The sequence below is a fragment of the Abyssicoccus albus genome, from assembly GCF_003815035.1.
GTDB lineage: Bacteria > Bacillota > Bacilli > Staphylococcales > Abyssicoccaceae > Abyssicoccus > Abyssicoccus albus.
The window spans coordinates 277,949-293,477 of sequence record NZ_RKRK01000002.1; the positions used below are offsets into that span (position 1 = coordinate 277,949).

Annotated in this window: 16 protein-coding genes; 9 read left to right on the forward strand and 7 right to left on the reverse strand. The window is 32.0% G+C overall.

Annotated features, from left to right (window positions below):
* The first annotated feature begins 2 nt into the window (after nucleotides 1-2).
* From EDD62_RS01410 to EDD62_RS01425, 4 genes are all read left to right on the forward strand, one after another.
* Nucleotides 3-1,013 (forward strand): LacI family DNA-binding transcriptional regulator, encoded by a 1,011-nt coding sequence (locus EDD62_RS01410; RefSeq protein WP_123807250.1) that lies wholly within the window; start codon nucleotides 3-5, stop codon nucleotides 1,011-1,013.
* Between the two features lie 13 nt (nucleotides 1,014-1,026).
* Nucleotides 1,027-2,121 carry an ABC transporter ATP-binding protein gene (locus tag EDD62_RS01415; RefSeq protein ID WP_077140608.1) on the forward strand — a complete coding sequence of 365 codons (1,095 nt, stop codon included), beginning with the start codon at nucleotides 1,027-1,029 and terminating at the stop codon, nucleotides 2,119-2,121.
* Nucleotides 2,122-2,135: 14 nt separating this feature from the next.
* Nucleotides 2,136-3,785 (forward strand): glycoside hydrolase family 13 protein, encoded by a 1,650-nt coding sequence (locus EDD62_RS01420; RefSeq protein ID WP_123807251.1) that lies wholly within the window; start codon nucleotides 2,136-2,138, stop codon nucleotides 3,783-3,785.
* 96 nt (nucleotides 3,786-3,881) lie between these two features.
* Entirely contained in the window at nucleotides 3,882-4,802 is a 921-nt protein-coding gene (locus EDD62_RS01425) for a nuclease-related domain-containing protein (protein ID WP_123807252.1), read from the forward strand.
* A gap of 110 nt (nucleotides 4,803-4,912) precedes the next feature.
* Here EDD62_RS01425 and EDD62_RS01430 read toward each other — a convergent pair whose 3' ends face one another.
* The 4 genes from EDD62_RS01430 to EDD62_RS01445 form a co-directional block, all read right to left on the reverse strand.
* Complete coding sequence (locus EDD62_RS01430) at nucleotides 4,913-5,257, reverse strand: fluoride efflux transporter FluC (RefSeq protein WP_123807253.1); 345 nt, start codon at nucleotides 5,255-5,257, stop codon at nucleotides 4,913-4,915.
* 2 nt (nucleotides 5,258-5,259) lie between these two features.
* The gene (locus EDD62_RS01435; RefSeq protein ID WP_123807254.1) at nucleotides 5,260-5,625 is read right to left on the reverse strand and encodes a fluoride efflux transporter FluC; all 366 of its coding nucleotides are present in this window, start codon (nucleotides 5,623-5,625) and stop codon (nucleotides 5,260-5,262) included.
* Nucleotides 5,625-5,942: a hypothetical protein gene (locus tag EDD62_RS01440; RefSeq protein ID WP_077140603.1), complete on the reverse strand. Its 318-nt coding sequence runs from the start codon at nucleotides 5,940-5,942 to the stop codon at nucleotides 5,625-5,627. Before EDD62_RS01440 ends, EDD62_RS01435 begins: the two co-directional genes overlap by 1 nt.
* A gap of 155 nt (nucleotides 5,943-6,097) precedes the next feature.
* Nucleotides 6,098-7,093, reverse strand: a complete 996-nt coding sequence (locus EDD62_RS01445) for a proline dehydrogenase family protein (RefSeq protein ID WP_123807255.1) — start codon at nucleotides 7,091-7,093, stop codon at nucleotides 6,098-6,100.
* Between the two features lie 248 nt (nucleotides 7,094-7,341).
* Here EDD62_RS01445 and EDD62_RS01450 point away from each other — a divergent pair, with 248 nt between their 5' ends.
* Nucleotides 7,342-7,761 (forward strand): hypothetical protein, encoded by a 420-nt coding sequence (locus EDD62_RS01450; RefSeq protein ID WP_123807256.1) that lies wholly within the window; start codon nucleotides 7,342-7,344, stop codon nucleotides 7,759-7,761.
* 116 nt (nucleotides 7,762-7,877) lie between these two features.
* On the opposite strand, the gene EDD62_RS01455 is transcribed toward EDD62_RS01450, so the two are convergent.
* A complete protein-coding gene (locus tag EDD62_RS01455; protein WP_123807257.1) occupies nucleotides 7,878-8,390 on the reverse strand; it encodes a gamma carbonic anhydrase family protein in 513 nt (170 codons plus the stop codon).
* 115 nt (nucleotides 8,391-8,505) lie between these two features.
* Here EDD62_RS01455 and EDD62_RS01460 point away from each other — a divergent pair, with 115 nt between their 5' ends.
* Complete coding sequence (locus EDD62_RS01460; protein ID WP_170152738.1) at nucleotides 8,506-9,309, forward strand: alpha/beta hydrolase; 804 nt, start codon at nucleotides 8,506-8,508, stop codon at nucleotides 9,307-9,309.
* Between the two features lie 122 nt (nucleotides 9,310-9,431).
* A complete protein-coding gene (locus EDD62_RS01465; protein WP_123807259.1) occupies nucleotides 9,432-9,749 on the forward strand; it encodes a hypothetical protein in 318 nt (105 codons plus the stop codon).
* A 67-nt stretch (nucleotides 9,750-9,816) separates the two neighbouring features.
* On the opposite strand, the gene mnmM is transcribed toward EDD62_RS01465, so the two are convergent.
* The gene (gene mnmM / locus EDD62_RS01470) at nucleotides 9,817-10,386 is read right to left on the reverse strand and encodes a tRNA 5-(aminomethyl)-2-thiouridylate-methyltransferase MnmM (protein WP_123807260.1); all 570 of its coding nucleotides are present in this window, start codon (nucleotides 10,384-10,386) and stop codon (nucleotides 9,817-9,819) included.
* Nucleotides 10,361-11,314 carry a tRNA modification radical SAM protein MnmL/YtqA gene (mnmL, locus tag EDD62_RS01475; protein ID WP_077140596.1) on the reverse strand — a complete coding sequence of 318 codons (954 nt, stop codon included), beginning with the start codon at nucleotides 11,312-11,314 and terminating at the stop codon, nucleotides 10,361-10,363. Before mnmL ends, mnmM begins: the two co-directional genes overlap by 26 nt.
* 283 nt (nucleotides 11,315-11,597) lie before the next feature.
* Here mnmL and EDD62_RS01480 point away from each other — a divergent pair, with 283 nt between their 5' ends.
* Both EDD62_RS01480 and leuS read left to right on the forward strand, forming a co-directional pair.
* Nucleotides 11,598-12,776 carry an MDR family MFS transporter gene (locus EDD62_RS01480; protein WP_123807769.1) on the forward strand — a complete coding sequence of 393 codons (1,179 nt, stop codon included), beginning with the start codon at nucleotides 11,598-11,600 and terminating at the stop codon, nucleotides 12,774-12,776.
* A 300-nt stretch (nucleotides 12,777-13,076) separates the two neighbouring features.
* Complete coding sequence (leuS, locus tag EDD62_RS01485) at nucleotides 13,077-15,494, forward strand: leucine--tRNA ligase (protein WP_123807261.1); 2,418 nt, start codon at nucleotides 13,077-13,079, stop codon at nucleotides 15,492-15,494.
* Nucleotides 15,495-15,529 lie beyond the last annotated feature (35 nt).

Sequence of the window (15,529 nt, forward strand, 5' to 3'; positions counted from 1 at the left end):
GTTTGGTTACATTAAAAGACGTTGCAAAGAAAGCAAATGTATCTCCATCAACTGTATCTAGAGTAATGAGTAATAGCAAAGATATTAGTGAGAATACAAGAAAAAAAGTAACTAAAATTATGGATGAATTAGGCTATGTTCCTAATATTACAGCACGAAAATTAGTAACTAATCAATCAAATACAATCGGTTTGGTATTAAAGACAATCTCAATCGAAATGAGACAAAACCCATTTTTTACAGAAGTTTTAACGAGTATTTCATCGGTATGTGAAGAAAAAAGATTTTCAACAATTATGACAACTAGCTATACTTCAGAGGACTTATTGAATGAGGTAAAAGCACTTGTACTTAGTAAAGCAGTAGATGGATTTATTCTATTATATTCAATGGAGAATGATCCAATATATAAATATTTAGTGGATAACGAGGTCCCATTTGTTGTCATCGGAAAAAAAATAAATAATGATCCAAATGTTATGTTTGTAGATAATGATAATATCGAAGCATCATATAATCTAACAAAATATATGAGCGGTTTAGGACATCGATCCTTATTGTTTTTAAGTGAAAACAATACTTATGAAGTAAATAAAGACCGATTAACTGGCTTTCTTAAGGTGTGTAAAGAAGACAATATTCAACATAAATATGTCAATGAAGTAGTTTCTAGGGATGAAATCACAAACCTTTTAATAAATGAGGATATAAGGAAAAACTACACTGGTATAGTTACCACGGATAGTATGCTTAATTTAAATCTCTTAAGTGCATTATATAAATTAAATGTGAATATACCTGATGATATTCAAACATGTACATTTACAGATTCATATTTAAGTGAATCGGCTTGTCCACCACAGACAGTGGTTAATATATATCCAGAAAATTTAGGTAAAATAGCAGCTAAATCTTTATTAGAAATTCTACAGAAAGAAGACGCGGTTATGCATAGCTCTATAATACCTACATCAATTATAGAACGTGATTCTACAAAACAATTAAAATCATAATGGAGTGAGATTAGTGGCAGAAATAAAATTTGAAAATGTAAAAAAGACATATGATAAGAATAATACCGTTGTTAAAGACTTTAATTTAGACATCAAGGACAAAGAATTTATTGTTTTTGTAGGTCCTTCAGGATGTGGAAAGTCTACCACCTTAAGAATGTTAGCTGGACTTGAGGACATTACAAGTGGTCAACTTTATTTGGATGGGAAAGTCATAAATAATGTTCCACCGAAAAATAGAGATATATCTATGGTTTTTCAGAATTATGCATTGTATCCACATATGACTGTTTTTGATAATATGGCTTTTGGTTTGAAATTAAGAAAAGTTAATAAAAAGGAAATTAAAACAAAGGTAGAAGAAGCGGCTAAGATACTAGGATTAACAGACTATTTAGATAGAAAGCCTAAAGCTTTATCAGGCGGTCAACGACAAAGAGTTGCTCTTGGAAGAGCAATTGTCAGGGATTCAAAAGTGTTTTTAATGGATGAACCATTATCTAATTTAGATGCTAAACTTAGGGTACAAATGAGAGCTGAAATCACGAAGTTACATGAACGGTTAGGTACTACAACTGTATATGTAACTCATGATCAGACTGAAGCTTTAACTATGGCTAGCCGAATTGTAGTTTTAAAAGACGGAGATATTATGCAAGTAGGTACCCCAAAAGAAGTTTATGATCACCCAGAGAATGATTTTGTAGCACAGTTTATAGGGTCTCCGGCAATGAATATTTTTGAAACAGAGATAAAAGAGAATAAACTTTTATTAGGTGATAACGAATTTGAAATACCAAGTGGTGTCCTAAAAAGAATAAGTGAAAAAAAATCAACAAATACTAAGATTAAGTTTGGGATCAGACCGGAAGATATTCATAATGAACCTATTTTTTTACAATCATCACAAAATACAATATTTAAAAGTGAAATTAAAGTTAGTGAGCTGCTAGGCTCAGAAATTATGGTCTACTCAATGATTGGTGATAATGAAATTATATCTAAGTTAGATTCTAGAAATGATTTGAATCCTGGAGATGTTGTTGAACTTGCATTTGATATGAATAAAGCACACTTTTTTGATTTTGAAACAGGAACAAGAATTTAAATGGAGTGAATGATATGAAAAAGACATGGTGGAAAGAGGCTATTTGTTATCAAGTCTATCCAAGAAGTTTTAAAGATAGCAATGGGGATGGAATCGGAGATATAAGGGGTGTAATTCAAAAGCTAGACTACTTGAATGATTTAGGTATTGATGTTATTTGGTTGAGTCCAATATATGAATCACCTAATGATGATAATGGTTATGATATAAGTGATTATAAAAAAATACTTGATGATTTTGGAACTATGAGTGATTTTGATGAATTACTAGAACAAGCTCATAGTCGTAATATGAAAATTATAATGGATTTGGTAGTGAATCATACAAGTGATGAACATGAATGGTTTATTGAATCAAAGAAAGGCTCTGACAATCCATATCATGATTGGTATATATGGGAAAAACCTAAATCAGATGGGTCCGAACCTAATAATTGGGCTAGTATATTTGAAGGTTCAGCATGGGAATATGAAGAAAGCATTGATAAATACTATATGCATTTATTTAGTAAAAAGCAACCTGACTTAAATTGGGAAAATAAAGATATGAGAGAAGCCATTTATGAAATGATCAATTGGTGGCTTGATAAAGGTATTGACGGATTTAGGGTAGATGCTATTAGCCATATAAAAAAATCATTTGATAAAGGAGATCTAAAGCCAAAGTTAGATGAGAAATATGTATCTTCATTTTCAGCCCATATGAATCAAGAAGGTATTCATAAACATTTAAACGAATTAAAAGAAAAAACTTTATCGAATTACGATATTATGACTGTAGGAGAGGCTAATGGTGTGACGATAGACGATGCCTCTGATTGGGTTGGAGAAAAAGATGGTAAATTTAATATGGTATTTCAGTTTGAGCATTTAAACTTATGGGATTATCACTCCAATGAAGATTTCGATGTATTAGGTTATAAAAAAGTATTAAATAAATGGCAAACTGGATTAAATGGAATTGGTTGGAATGCTCTCTTCATTGAAAATCATGATAAACCTAGAATCCCATCGACATGGGGAAGTGAAGATTTTTGGTATGAGAGCTCTACTAGTCATGGGATGATTTACTTCTTCCAAAAAGGAACACCTTTTATATATCAGGGACAAGAAATAGGTATGACCAATTATCCGTTTACTAAAATAGAAGAATTTAATGATGTCCATGCACGTAATATATATGATAAAGATTTAGCTTCAGGTATAAATGAAAATACAATAATTAATAAACTAAAACAACAATCGCGCGATAACTCTCGAACACCTATGCAATGGAATAATAAAGAAAATGCAGGTTTTTCTGACAATAGACCATGGCTTAATGTAAATCCAAATTATGAGAAAATTAATGTTGAAAATCAATTGAATGATGAAAATTCTATCCTGAATTTTTATAAAAAAATGATTGAATTGAAAAAATCTAAAGATACTTTAATTTATGGGGATTTTGAACTGTTGTTAAAAGAGGATGAAGCGGTATTCGCTTATACAAGAAGCTTAAATGAAGAAAAATATTTGGTGATTGCTAACTTGACAGATAGTAAGAAAGAAATATCATTAATTAAGCAAGAATATAAACTTATACTAGGAAATTATTCTAATCATAAAACTAATAGTATAAATGAATTAAATGAGTATGAATGTCGTCTGTATAAAATAGTATAAATATAATTTGATATAGACTATAGATGAGCAAGAATAATTATTTATTTACTTCCTTATTTTTGTTAAAATCTAAATGTAACTAAAGGAGGAGAATAAATGAATATCAATATGAATGATTTCGATATGATTCATTGGATCATGTTCGGCTTAGCACTTTTATTACTTATTTTGTTAGTCTTCTTTATCGTAAAGATGATTAAAGCGAACAAGCAGTACAAAGAATTACAACAAGCGCGTGATGATCGCGAGAAAAAGTTAACGTCTGATTATGAAAAACGTATAGAAACTGAACGTGTAGACGGTAAAAAGAAATTTAGTGAGCAGCAATCTAAATACGATGCGATTGTTGATGATCAATCTAGTCAAATTAGTTCTCTAAAGCAATTTACATATGGTAAAAGTCAATATTTAACTGATATTACGTTACTGTCATTTAGAGATAAATTAATTGATCAAGAAAGAATTCGTCCAGAAGATATGCATGTTCTTGCGAATGTATTGATTCCGTCAAAAAATTATAAACAAACAAAGCAAGTGGATCATGTGATTCTTACGCGTACAGGTATCTATATAGTTGATTCAAACTATTTCAGTGGTCACGTATATCATGGGATGAACGAGCAACAATTCGATCAATTCCCATTCTTAGAAGGTGTTTATGATGCACTTGGATATGATCATAAAGATGAGTATTCATTTATTGTTGAGCCGAAAGACAACGGTGAAGTTGTAATGCATCCTTTAGACCATCAAATACAAGATTTGAAAGTCACTGCTGAGAAAATACGTAATATTTTAAAGTTGCAATATCCTGTCAAAACAATTATGTTCTATAATGAACAAGAGACGAAGCGAAATGTTTCGATTAATTATTCAACAGATAAAGATGTGATTGTATTAATGGGGAAACCTGAACTTGAAGAGTATTTTGAGAAGCATGTATTCCATGGTAGATTTGAATACACTGTGGAGGAGCTAGAACAAATTAAACAACAATTGCTAGAGATGAATCCTTAATGAATATAAATTTTAATAGATAAAAGCCCTTATAAAGTATCACTGGATACTTTATAAGGGCTTTTTGTGCATTCGTTTTATATATTATATTTTGATTGAGTTCAATAAATCTATTGGATAAATAAATATAAACTTAGTGTTAGTAATAAAAGTATTATGTATGTGATGAATAATAAAATAAAGGATTTATACTGTTTAGATGTAATGAGCTCATAATATTCTTTAGTCATTGTCGCAAATGTCGTAAACCCACCAAAAAAACCTGGAATAAGCAAATGTATGAATTCATTGATATTCATTAATGGAATGAACATGACAATCATAATGGATCCTATAATATTAACAAATGTAGTTGGTGTTATGGTTGAGTGACTTATTTTGGCATTTAACAAATCTGTGATGTACACACGACATACTGCTCCAAGTGCTGCACATATTATGGATAATATAATCATAATTAATGACTACTCACTTTAAATAAAGATTTTGAAGCCTTTACGGTTAAGAAAAAAATAATAATTGAAACTAAAATACTCAAAATGAATATCATGACACCTATTGCACCATATTGATCAATCATCTGAATTGAATGAAAGTTAAATGCACTGTAGGTTGTAAAGCTAGATATCAATCCTGCTTGTATGAAATACTGATTGAACAATGAACTGTCTAGTGAATAAACGAACCCTAGTAAAACACATCCAGTGAGATTGACCAAAATAATATTATAAAATTCATCTGTATTAAATAGATTGAGTTGAATAAAAGTTAGTCTGAACGTTGCTCCAATTAGCCCTCCGATGAATATAAATAAATATTTCATTATGAAAAATCCACAACTTCAAATATTCCTAGTGTATCAAGCATCGTTAGAAAGTATATAATAATGACTAAGCTATAAAAGATGATGAGATAAGGTAGTAATTTATTTATTGATTGTGGTAGTGAAAGTCTAGCTTTAATAACACGGTGTAATGTGAACATGGCCAAAAACATAAAAATACCACTTAACACTCCTGTACCGAATAATATCGTTTTGATTGGGCCTAACACATTATCTAAAAGTGGGTTTAACGTGTTAAATATAAAGCTTAAACATAATGACATTAGTGAAATGATGAGTAGTTTCTTGGCTGTCATCATAAAACCTCCATACTTGCATTCTAATATGATTAATTATATCTTATAATATGATTTTGTAAATTAATACATTAATAATATTAAATAAGATACTAAAAAAACGAAATGAGGATAACTCATTTCGTTTAATTCATATATTATTGAATCACTAAATATTACTGATCTTTTTTATCTAATACTTTCTTCATTGCATAACCAGATAAAGCAACTAAACCAACGGCACTTCCAACTTTGATTACTGTATCTTTTTTGACGAATGATTTAATGACTAAATCTAAGTTTTGAGGTCTTTCAGCTAATCTTCTCATGAAGTATGCGAACCAGTCTTTACCAAATGGAATATAAACGCAGAAGTTGTAACCTTCATCAACTAATGCTTTATGCATTTCTGTTCTAAATCCATATAGCATTTGGAACTCAAATTGATCCTTATCTATATCATGATCTTTAACGAATTGTTTAATTTCATTAATAATATTATGATCATGAGTTGCAATTGAAGTGATATTATTAGCGTTTAATAAACGTTTTTTAATCATTTTGATGTAATTTTCGTCAATGTCTTCTTTTGATTGGAAACTAATCGTATCATCTTCGCTATACGCACCTTTAACGAGTCTTAGACGAAGATCAGGATACTTCTCAATCATTTCTTCAGCATCGTATAAGTAACATTGAATTACAGTTCCAACATTTGAGAATTCATGTTTTACTTCATCAATCATAGATTGAATGTCAGCTAATGTTCTATAGCTTTCTGTGTCAATATTGATATGCATATTCGTTTTACTTGCTTTAAGTAAGATCTTACGCAAGTTTTCCATTGCATATTTTTTATCGAACTCTAAACCTAACTGAGTTAATTTGATTGACATATGCGCTTTTAAATTATGTTCTTGGATTGCATCAATCATATTCAAAATAATAATTAATTCACGTTCAGCTATTTCTTTTGTATCAACAAACTCACCTAAGTTATCGATCGTTGCTTCGATACCTTGAGCATTTAATTTTTTGATTGTCTCAACGGTATCAGGAATATTTTCGCCACCAACAACACTTTTTGCACCGAATAATAATCCGTATTTCTTAGCGAGAGCGTTTAAGCTCTTGTTTTCCGATAAGCCTATAAAAAGTTCTTTGAATTCCATAGATATTACCTCCTAAATAGTTTATATTAAAGATTACCTTAATGTAATCTTAATTAAACAATGTGTGAGTCAATTATATCATGGTAGCGCTTTAATTGTCATAAAGTATATATGAATATCCAACATTCAGCGTGGATGTATTGATGTAACGTCTTAACAATGTTTACAAAACCTTAACATTCTATTTATCATATTTAATATCGTAATGTGATAATATTAGAATGAACTAATATGAATGGAGTGTTACGATGATTAATAAATTATTAGATATGTTGTTTGGAATTAACACACCGGATGCATTTTTTAGATTGTTTTTAATCGAACCTGTTATTTTTGTGATTATTGCATTTATCGTGGCATTATTAAGTAAGAAAGCATGGCTTGGATTTGCAACTATTTTATTATTGAACATTTTGGATAACATTTTCCAAATTCATTTAACTCAAGATGGGTTTAAGTTAATTGAAGGTCTTGGTTTTAACATTACTAACTTAATTTCGACTAAGATTATTACAACATGGATTCCTTTAAATGAATTTGGTATTTTGAAACCAATTTTAGCTCATTTAGGTGCTTTTGTTCACAATATTTTCCCTATGTTTTATGAGTTTTTATTTTTAGGGTTAATCTTTGTAACACCTATTGCTAAGAAAACACAAATTGCTTAATCGATTTTAAATTCTTTTAAAATTATAGTTATGGCAAATGGAAAGGAAGCTTATCAATTGATAAGCTTCCTTTCCATTTTCTATTTATTAAAGATTCTATTATTAATTTAAAAGGGTTAACTATTTTCTGACTCGTAAACCTTTTTATGACTTTGATATGTGGCTAAAATTCTTTTCATTTCTTTTCTATCTTTATCAGTTAAGGTTCTAATGACTTTAGCTGGACGACCAAATACTAAACTGTTTGGTGGAATTATTTTGTTCTGTGTGACTAGGCTTCCGGCCCCTACAAAACTACCTTCACCGATGACAGCGCCATCTAAAACAGTTGAATCCATACCAATCAGTGCATGATTTTCTATATGACAACCATGTAGCGTGACACGATGACCTACAGTTACATTGTCGCCAACAATTGTTGGCGCATTAGGACTTTGATGTATTATGCATAAATCCTGTATATTCGAATTTTTTCCAATATGAATGTATTCTAAATCTCCACGAAGGATTGCATTGAACAAAATAATTGCGGATGCATCAATCGTGACATTTCCAATAATAGTCGCGTTGGGTGCAATGTATGCACTGTTGTGAACTTTTGGATATTGATTTTCATAACGTATAAGCATAAAGTCCTCCTCGTATTGAATAAAATATAATTGAATTTAATAATTATATAAATATCATATCATATAATATTTGTTATAATATTTGTAAAGCGATCGTGATGAAAGGTGAATGAATATGTGGAAATGGGAGACAAATGTTGAGCCTAAAGGAATAGTAGTCATTGTACATGATATGATGGAATATCATGGTAACTATGCATATACAATTATGGAACTTAGAAAAAGAGGTTTCCATATTTTTATGGGGGATTTACCAGGGCACGGTGAAACGAGTAGAGCAAATAAAGGACATATCGAACATTTCGAACAATATAATGAGAAGTTATTTGAATGGTTGCTTATCGCAAGTAGGTATGAAGTGCCATGTTTTATTATTGGTCAAGGACTTGGTGGTCTAATTGTGTTAAATGCACTTGAAAAAACCGAAATGAAAGTGGAAGGGATTATGCTGATTAATCCATTACTCGAATTTAACCATGAATTATCAAGTCAAAAGAAATTGTTATCAACAAGCTTAGGAAGTCTTTCAAAAGAGGGGCGATTTGATCTTGGCATTAATAGTGACATGTTAACATCGGATAAAACGATGCAACAATCATTGAATTCGAATAAAGAAATGTATCGTGAAGTGACATATCATTGGTATAGAGAAGTACATGATACGATGAGAGAAACAATTGAGAAGTTAGATCAAATACAAGACCTACCTGTTGCGGTTTATTATAGTAAACACAATCAAGTCATTAATTCTAAAGAGGTTAGTGTATTAAAATCAGGATTAAATTCAACATTTCTTAATTATATCGGGTATGAAAAAAAAGCACATCATTTATTAATTGATGAGTATAAGGATTATGTGATTCAAGATATCGATTATTTTATGCATAGAGTATTAAATGAGATAGGATTTAATTATTAATCTGACGATATCATTGAACATCTTTAATTTACTAAAGTGACCACAATAATATATATCATCATAGACAAATACAAAAACTAGAAATATTAATTTTTATCGAAAAAGAAAGGTGTTTTATCTCTATGAAAATTGTACATCAAGTCAATTGTAATAATGCGCCCAAAAATAAAATGGTGACAAAAGTGACGGAAGCAATCTTGAAACGTGATCAAGATGTTGTGAACGAATATTATTTAAATCAATTCGATAGTTTGACATATCCTGAACTAAACAACATTGATGAAATCACCATTGTGAGTGCATTGAGCCATGGGAAATCGGCATCAAGTTTATGTGAATATTACAATCAAAATAAAAAGAAATATATTGGAATGTTTTTTGAATTTAATACGTTTAAAGCTCAAAAATTTAAAGAAATCATCATCATTCATAATGAATGATGATGATTTCTTTTTAAAAAAGAGAATTTAAACAATATATTAAATACGTATCAGATATAACCATTAATTATACTTTTTGAATCACAATGGTATACGGTGCGTTATCACTTCTATTTAAACCTTTGTAAGTATATACTTGAGTTTTGCTTTGTGGCCATTGTTTAAATTGTGTATTCAAGTATAGATGCTCGTCATAACCGGTTTCGTGTCCTGGGTATACGGTAATTAAAATAACACCTTTCTGGACTAATATGTTTAAGCCTTGCTCGATACTATTATACGTAGATTGATATAATGTAGTAATGTTTTTATTTGCTTTCGGCAAGTAACCAAGATTATATTGAATTAGTTTGACATTAGAGAGCGAAAGTTGGTCTATTTCATCATGACTTCTATGATGCAGTTGATAATGTTCAATATGATGATCATTTAATAAGTTTTTGGTCGATTCGATTGCTTGTAGTTGAATATCGAATCCGATTACTAATCCTTCTTTTCCAACGGTTTTTGCTAGGTGTAACGTATCGTGACCATTCCCAACCGTTGCATCAATTACAGTATCTCCTTGTGAGACAGTACTTTTAATAATGTGTTGGTTAAATGGTAGTATATTAAAGTTCAAGTTTTTTTCGGTCATATTTACTCCCTTGGCATGTATCACGTCGAATTAATTCATCATCAATGGCGTTCAACACTTCCCATTTATTGACACTCCACATCGGTCCAATCATTAAATCAATCGGTCCGTCTCCTGTAATACGATGGACAATCATTTCTTCAGGTAATATTTCTAGTTGATCGCACACGAGTTGAGTATAATCTTCTTGACTTAGAAACTCTAATTGTCCTTTCTCATATTGCTTCATCATTGGCGTCCCTTTTAATAAGTGCATTAAATGAATTTTAATCCCTTGTACATCCATATTAGCCACAGCTTTAGCTGTATCCATCATCATGTCATAATCTTCTCCGGGTAATCCGTTAATAATATGTGAACATACTTTAATTCCGTGTTTTCTTAGTTTATTTACTCCTTCATAGTATGTTTCCATATCATGAGCACGGTTGATCAATTCACTAGTCGTATCATGAATTGTTTGAAGGCCTAATTCAACCCACAAATATGTTCGTTCATTTAATTCTGCTAGGTATTCAACGACATCGTCAGGTAAACAATCGGGACGTGTACCAATAGAAAGTCCGACAACACCTGGTTGACTTAACGCAGCTTCATACTTTTCGCGAAGTACTTCAACTGGAGCATGAGTATTTGTGAATGCTTGGAAGTATGCGATATATTGGCCGTTTTGCCATTTTTCATGCATTCGATTTTTGATCTGTTCGAATTGTACTTCAATCGGATCGGTTCTACGACCTGCGAAATCACCACTCCCTGCAACAGAACAGAATGTGCAGCCACCGTAAGCCACAGTGCCATCTCGGTTTGGACAGTCGAATCCACCATCTAAAGAGACTTTGAATACTTTTTCGCCGAAATGTTGTTTTAGGTGATAGTTAAACGTATGGTATCTTTTATTGTCAAATGCGTATTTAAATTGAGCCAATTGAATCACTCGTTTCTATTATTTTTAGATAGTTTATTTATGATATTTAACTTTTAAAGCATAAATAGTAATATAATATTTTAACATACTTTACAATTGACTTAAATATGTGAGACACAAATTGCGATAGATAAAATGTAGTATGGTACCTTAAATTTATGCATATTTATATTATTATAAAAATTGAGTATATACATACAATTTTTGATAAATCATATTATATTAATAAGTTTTATTTAATTAATATTTCTTGTATGATTTGATTATTCATAGTGTAAAGGGGATTATTATGCCGACGAAATTGAAATACTTGATTGTTGCGATGGCATTAAATGTTATCGGTGCAAGTTTCTTATGGCCACTGAATACGATATATATGTCACAAGAACTAGGTAAATCATTATCCATTGCTGGGTTTGTTTTACTATTAAATTCATTGAGTGCGATGTGTGGTAATTTATTTGGAGGTAAGTTATTCGACCAAATCGGGGGCTATAAAACCATCATGACAGGTGGGTTAATTGCATTTAGTTCCCTTGTCGGGTTGAATATTCTTCATACTTGGCCATTTTATGCGATATGGCTTGTTTTATTAGGGTTTGGTTCTGGGATGATCTTTCCAGCAGTTTATGCATTTGCGGGTGCAATATGGCCAGAAGGTGGGCGCAGAACATTTAATGCGATATATGTTGCGCAAAATGTTGGTGTAGCTGTTGGGACAGCACTTGCAGGTGTTGTTGCTGATTTTAGTTTTGATTATATATTTATAGCGAATTTATTGATGTTCGTATTATTTGCAACGATTATATTTACTCAATTTAGGGGTGTTGAAGTAGATGCAAATGTAGATACATCTAGCCATAATGTAATGGAAGTGAAAAATAAGACAATTTTCTTTGCGTTTATGAGTGTATTGATTGTTTATTTCATTTGTTGGTTCGGTTACGTCCAATGGCAAACGACGATTGCTGATTTAACTCAACATTTAAGCATATCATTGAAACAATATAGTTTAATTTGGACGGTTAATGGATTGATGATTGTGTTTATGCAACCAGTTATTAAACCTGTCATCAAAATGTTAAAAGGTAAATATGTCGGACAGTTAATAGTCGGTGTGTTGCTATTCATGATTGCCTTTTACTTCACAAGTATGCAAACGGCATTTAGTGGATTCTTGATTGGTATGGTTATTATGACTTTTGGAGAAATGTTTATTTGGCCATTGTTACCAACAATTGCACAAGATATCGCTCCAAAAGGTAGAACTGGAGCATATCAAGGGTTAGTTAATTCTACCGCCACTGTCAGTCGCGCGTTCGGTCCGTTAGTCGGTGGATTTATCGTTGATGTTTATAATATGGACATACTCTTTAAATCTATCGTTGGATTAATTTTGTTTAGCTATGTTTTCATTGGTCTGTATTCAATCTTGATGAAACGATATCAAAGAAACACGTGAACCCTGTTGTTGCCTTTTTAAACGATTTATCATATAATTTCTATTAATAGGAGTAGTAACTTGAATATGTAATCAATAGAGACATAGTGGTCGGTGAAAACTATGACATGGACAAGTGAACTTACCTGATTAACGATTAAATAGTAGTTATTAATAATGATGAGATACATGATTGTATGTAATTTGGGTGGTACCGTGGTCTATAAATGATCGCCCCATAGCGCATTTGCGTTGTGGGGCGATTTTTCATTATTTAATTTATATTTAGTTGTGAATCAATATTACAAAGGAGTGGTTTAGATGGCTTATAATCATCAATCAGTTGAATCAAAGTGGCAAAAATATTGGGAAATCAATAAGACATTTAAAACAAATGAAAGAAAGAATGATAAAAAGTTTTATGCATTAGATATGTTTCCATATCCATCAGGTGCTGGTCTTCATGTTGGTCATCCTGAAGGATATACAGCAACAGATATTATTTCAAGAGTGAAGAGAATGCAAGGGTATGATGTGCTTCATCCAATGGGATTTGATGCATTTGGATTACCGGCTGAACAGTATGCATTAGATACTGGGAACGACCCTAAAGAGTTTACTGTGCACAATATTAATACGTTTAGACGTCAAATTAAGTCATTAGGATTTAGCTATGACTGGGACAGAGAAGTGGACACGACTGATCCAGAATATTACAAATGGACACAATGGATATTTATCCAATTGTATAATAAAGGGCTTGCCTACGTTGATGAAGTTGCGGTCAATTGGTGTCCTGCATTAGGTACTGTATTATCAAATGAAGAGGTCGTTGATGGTGTATCAGAACGTGGTGGGCATCCCGTTTATCGTAAACCGATGAAACAATGGATGCTAAAGATTACTGCTTATGCCGATCGACTGTTGGAAGATTTAGATGATCTAGACTGGCCTGAAAGCTTGAAAGATATGCAACGAAACTGGATTGGTAAATCGATCGGTGCTTCAATTCGATTCAATGTTGATGCTGTCGATGAACAGATTGAAGTATTTACGACACGACCAGATACTTTGTACGGTGTGAGTTATGTTGTGTTAGCACCTGAGCATGAATTAGTAAAACAATTAACGACTGATGATCATCGTGATGCAGTTGAACAATATATCGTTGATTCTTCTAAAAAGTCAGATCTAGAGCGAACAGACTTAGCAAAAGAGAAGTCAGGTGTTCCGACAGGTAGCTATGTGATCCATCCGTTAACAAATGAACGCATTCCAATTTGGATCGCTGATTATGTTTTGAACAGTTATGGAACTGGAGCCGTAATGGCAGTCCCAGCGCATGATTCACGTGATTATGAATTCAGCCAACAATATGACTTGCCAATCCGTGAAGTGATTGAGGGAGAAAGAGATGAACAAGGTATTGTAACGACCGATGGCGTATTGATTGAATCTGGTGAGTTTACCGGATTATCTTCTGAAGATGCGCGAGTGAAAATTATAGATTATTTACAAACAAATGATATTGGTGAAGCGAAAACGAATTACAAATTACGTGATTGGTTATTCAGTCGTCAGCGTTATTGGGGAGAGCCGATTCCAATTATTCACTGGGAAGATGGAACGATGTCAACGGTTGATGAAAGTGAACTGCCAGTATTATTACCAGAAACTGATGATATCAAACCATCTGGAACTGGTGAATCACCACTTGCTAATATTACCGACTGGTTGGAAGTTACGGATCCAAAAACCGGTATGAATGGTCGTCGTGAAACAAACACGATGCCACAATGGGCTGGAAGTTGTTGGTATTATTTAAGATATATCGACCCGAAAAATACTGAACAGCTAGCTGATCCTAAATTGTTAGAAGAATGGCTACCAGTGGATCTATACATTGGTGGAGCAGAACATGCTGTATTGCACTTATTGTATGCTAGATTTTGGCATAAAGTATTGTACGATATTGGTGTAGTACCAACGAAAGAACCATTCCAAAAATTATTTAATCAAGGCATGATTCTTGGTGAAGGTAATGAAAAGATGAGTAAGTCAAAAGGTAACGTCGTTAATCCTGATGATATTGTCGAAACACACGGTGCAGACACTTTACGAGTGTATGAAATGTTTATGGGGCCATTAGATGCATCGATTGCATGGAGTGAAAATGGATTAGATGGCTCAAGAAGATTTTTAGATCGAGTGTATCGACTATTCGTGAATGAAGATGGTACTTTATCTCAAAAAGTTCAAAATAAGACGAATGAATCTTTAGAAAAAGTGTATCATCAAACCGTACAAAAGGTGACTGAAGATATTGATAAACTAGGCTTCAATACAGCGATTTCGCAATTGATGGTGTTCGTCAATGAATGTTACAAACAAGATGTGATTCCAGTAGAATATGCAACAGGATTCATCAAACTGTTATCACCATTCGCACCACATATCGGTGAAGAAATTTATAATGTTATAGGACATGAAGAGAGTATCGCATACGCATCATGGCCAACATACGATGAATCTAAGCTTGTAGAAGATCATGTTGAAATTGTTGTACAAATTAAAGGGAAAGTGAAAGCAAAATTAAATATTCCTCAAGATGCGTCAAAAGACGAAATGGAACAACTCGCATTAGCTGACGAAAAAGTAAAAGAAGCCATTGGAGATAAAGAAATTATTAAAGTCATCGCAGTACCGAAGAAACTTGTAAACATTGTTACTAAAGGATAAAGATATATAGTTTTAGTTGTCAGATTTGGAGTAGA

Bases quoted from the DNA above. Each gene is read 5' to 3' on its own strand.
- EDD62_RS01445 (WP_123807255.1), bottom strand. From the start codon at position 7,093: ATGGAATTCAAAGAACTTTTTATAGGCTTATCGGAAAACAAGAGCTTA.
- EDD62_RS01440 (WP_077140603.1), bottom strand. From the start codon at position 5,942: ATGACAGCCAAGAAACTACTCATCATTTCACTAATGTCATTATGTTTA.
- EDD62_RS01455 (WP_123807257.1), bottom strand. From the start codon at position 8,390: ATGCTTATACGTTATGAAAATCAATATCCAAAAGTTCACAACAGTGCA.
- mnmM (WP_123807260.1), bottom strand. From the start codon at position 10,386: ATGACCGAAAAAAACTTGAACTTTAATATACTACCATTTAACCAACAC.
- EDD62_RS01430 (WP_123807253.1), bottom strand. From the start codon at position 5,257: ATGATTATATTATCCATAATATGTGCAGCACTTGGAGCAGTATGTCGT.
- leuS (WP_123807261.1), top strand. From the start codon at position 13,077: ATGGCTTATAATCATCAATCAGTTGAATCAAAGTGGCAAAAATATTGG.
- EDD62_RS01460 (WP_170152738.1), top strand. From the start codon at position 8,506: ATGTGGAAATGGGAGACAAATGTTGAGCCTAAAGGAATAGTAGTCATT.
- EDD62_RS01465 (WP_123807259.1), top strand. From the start codon at position 9,432: ATGAAAATTGTACATCAAGTCAATTGTAATAATGCGCCCAAAAATAAA.
- EDD62_RS01450 (WP_123807256.1), top strand. From the start codon at position 7,342: ATGATTAATAAATTATTAGATATGTTGTTTGGAATTAACACACCGGAT.
- EDD62_RS01435 (WP_123807254.1), bottom strand. From the start codon at position 5,625: ATGAAATATTTATTTATATTCATCGGAGGGCTAATTGGAGCAACGTTC.
- EDD62_RS01425 (WP_123807252.1), top strand. From the start codon at position 3,882: ATGAATATCAATATGAATGATTTCGATATGATTCATTGGATCATGTTC.
- EDD62_RS01420 (WP_123807251.1), top strand. From the start codon at position 2,136: ATGAAAAAGACATGGTGGAAAGAGGCTATTTGTTATCAAGTCTATCCA.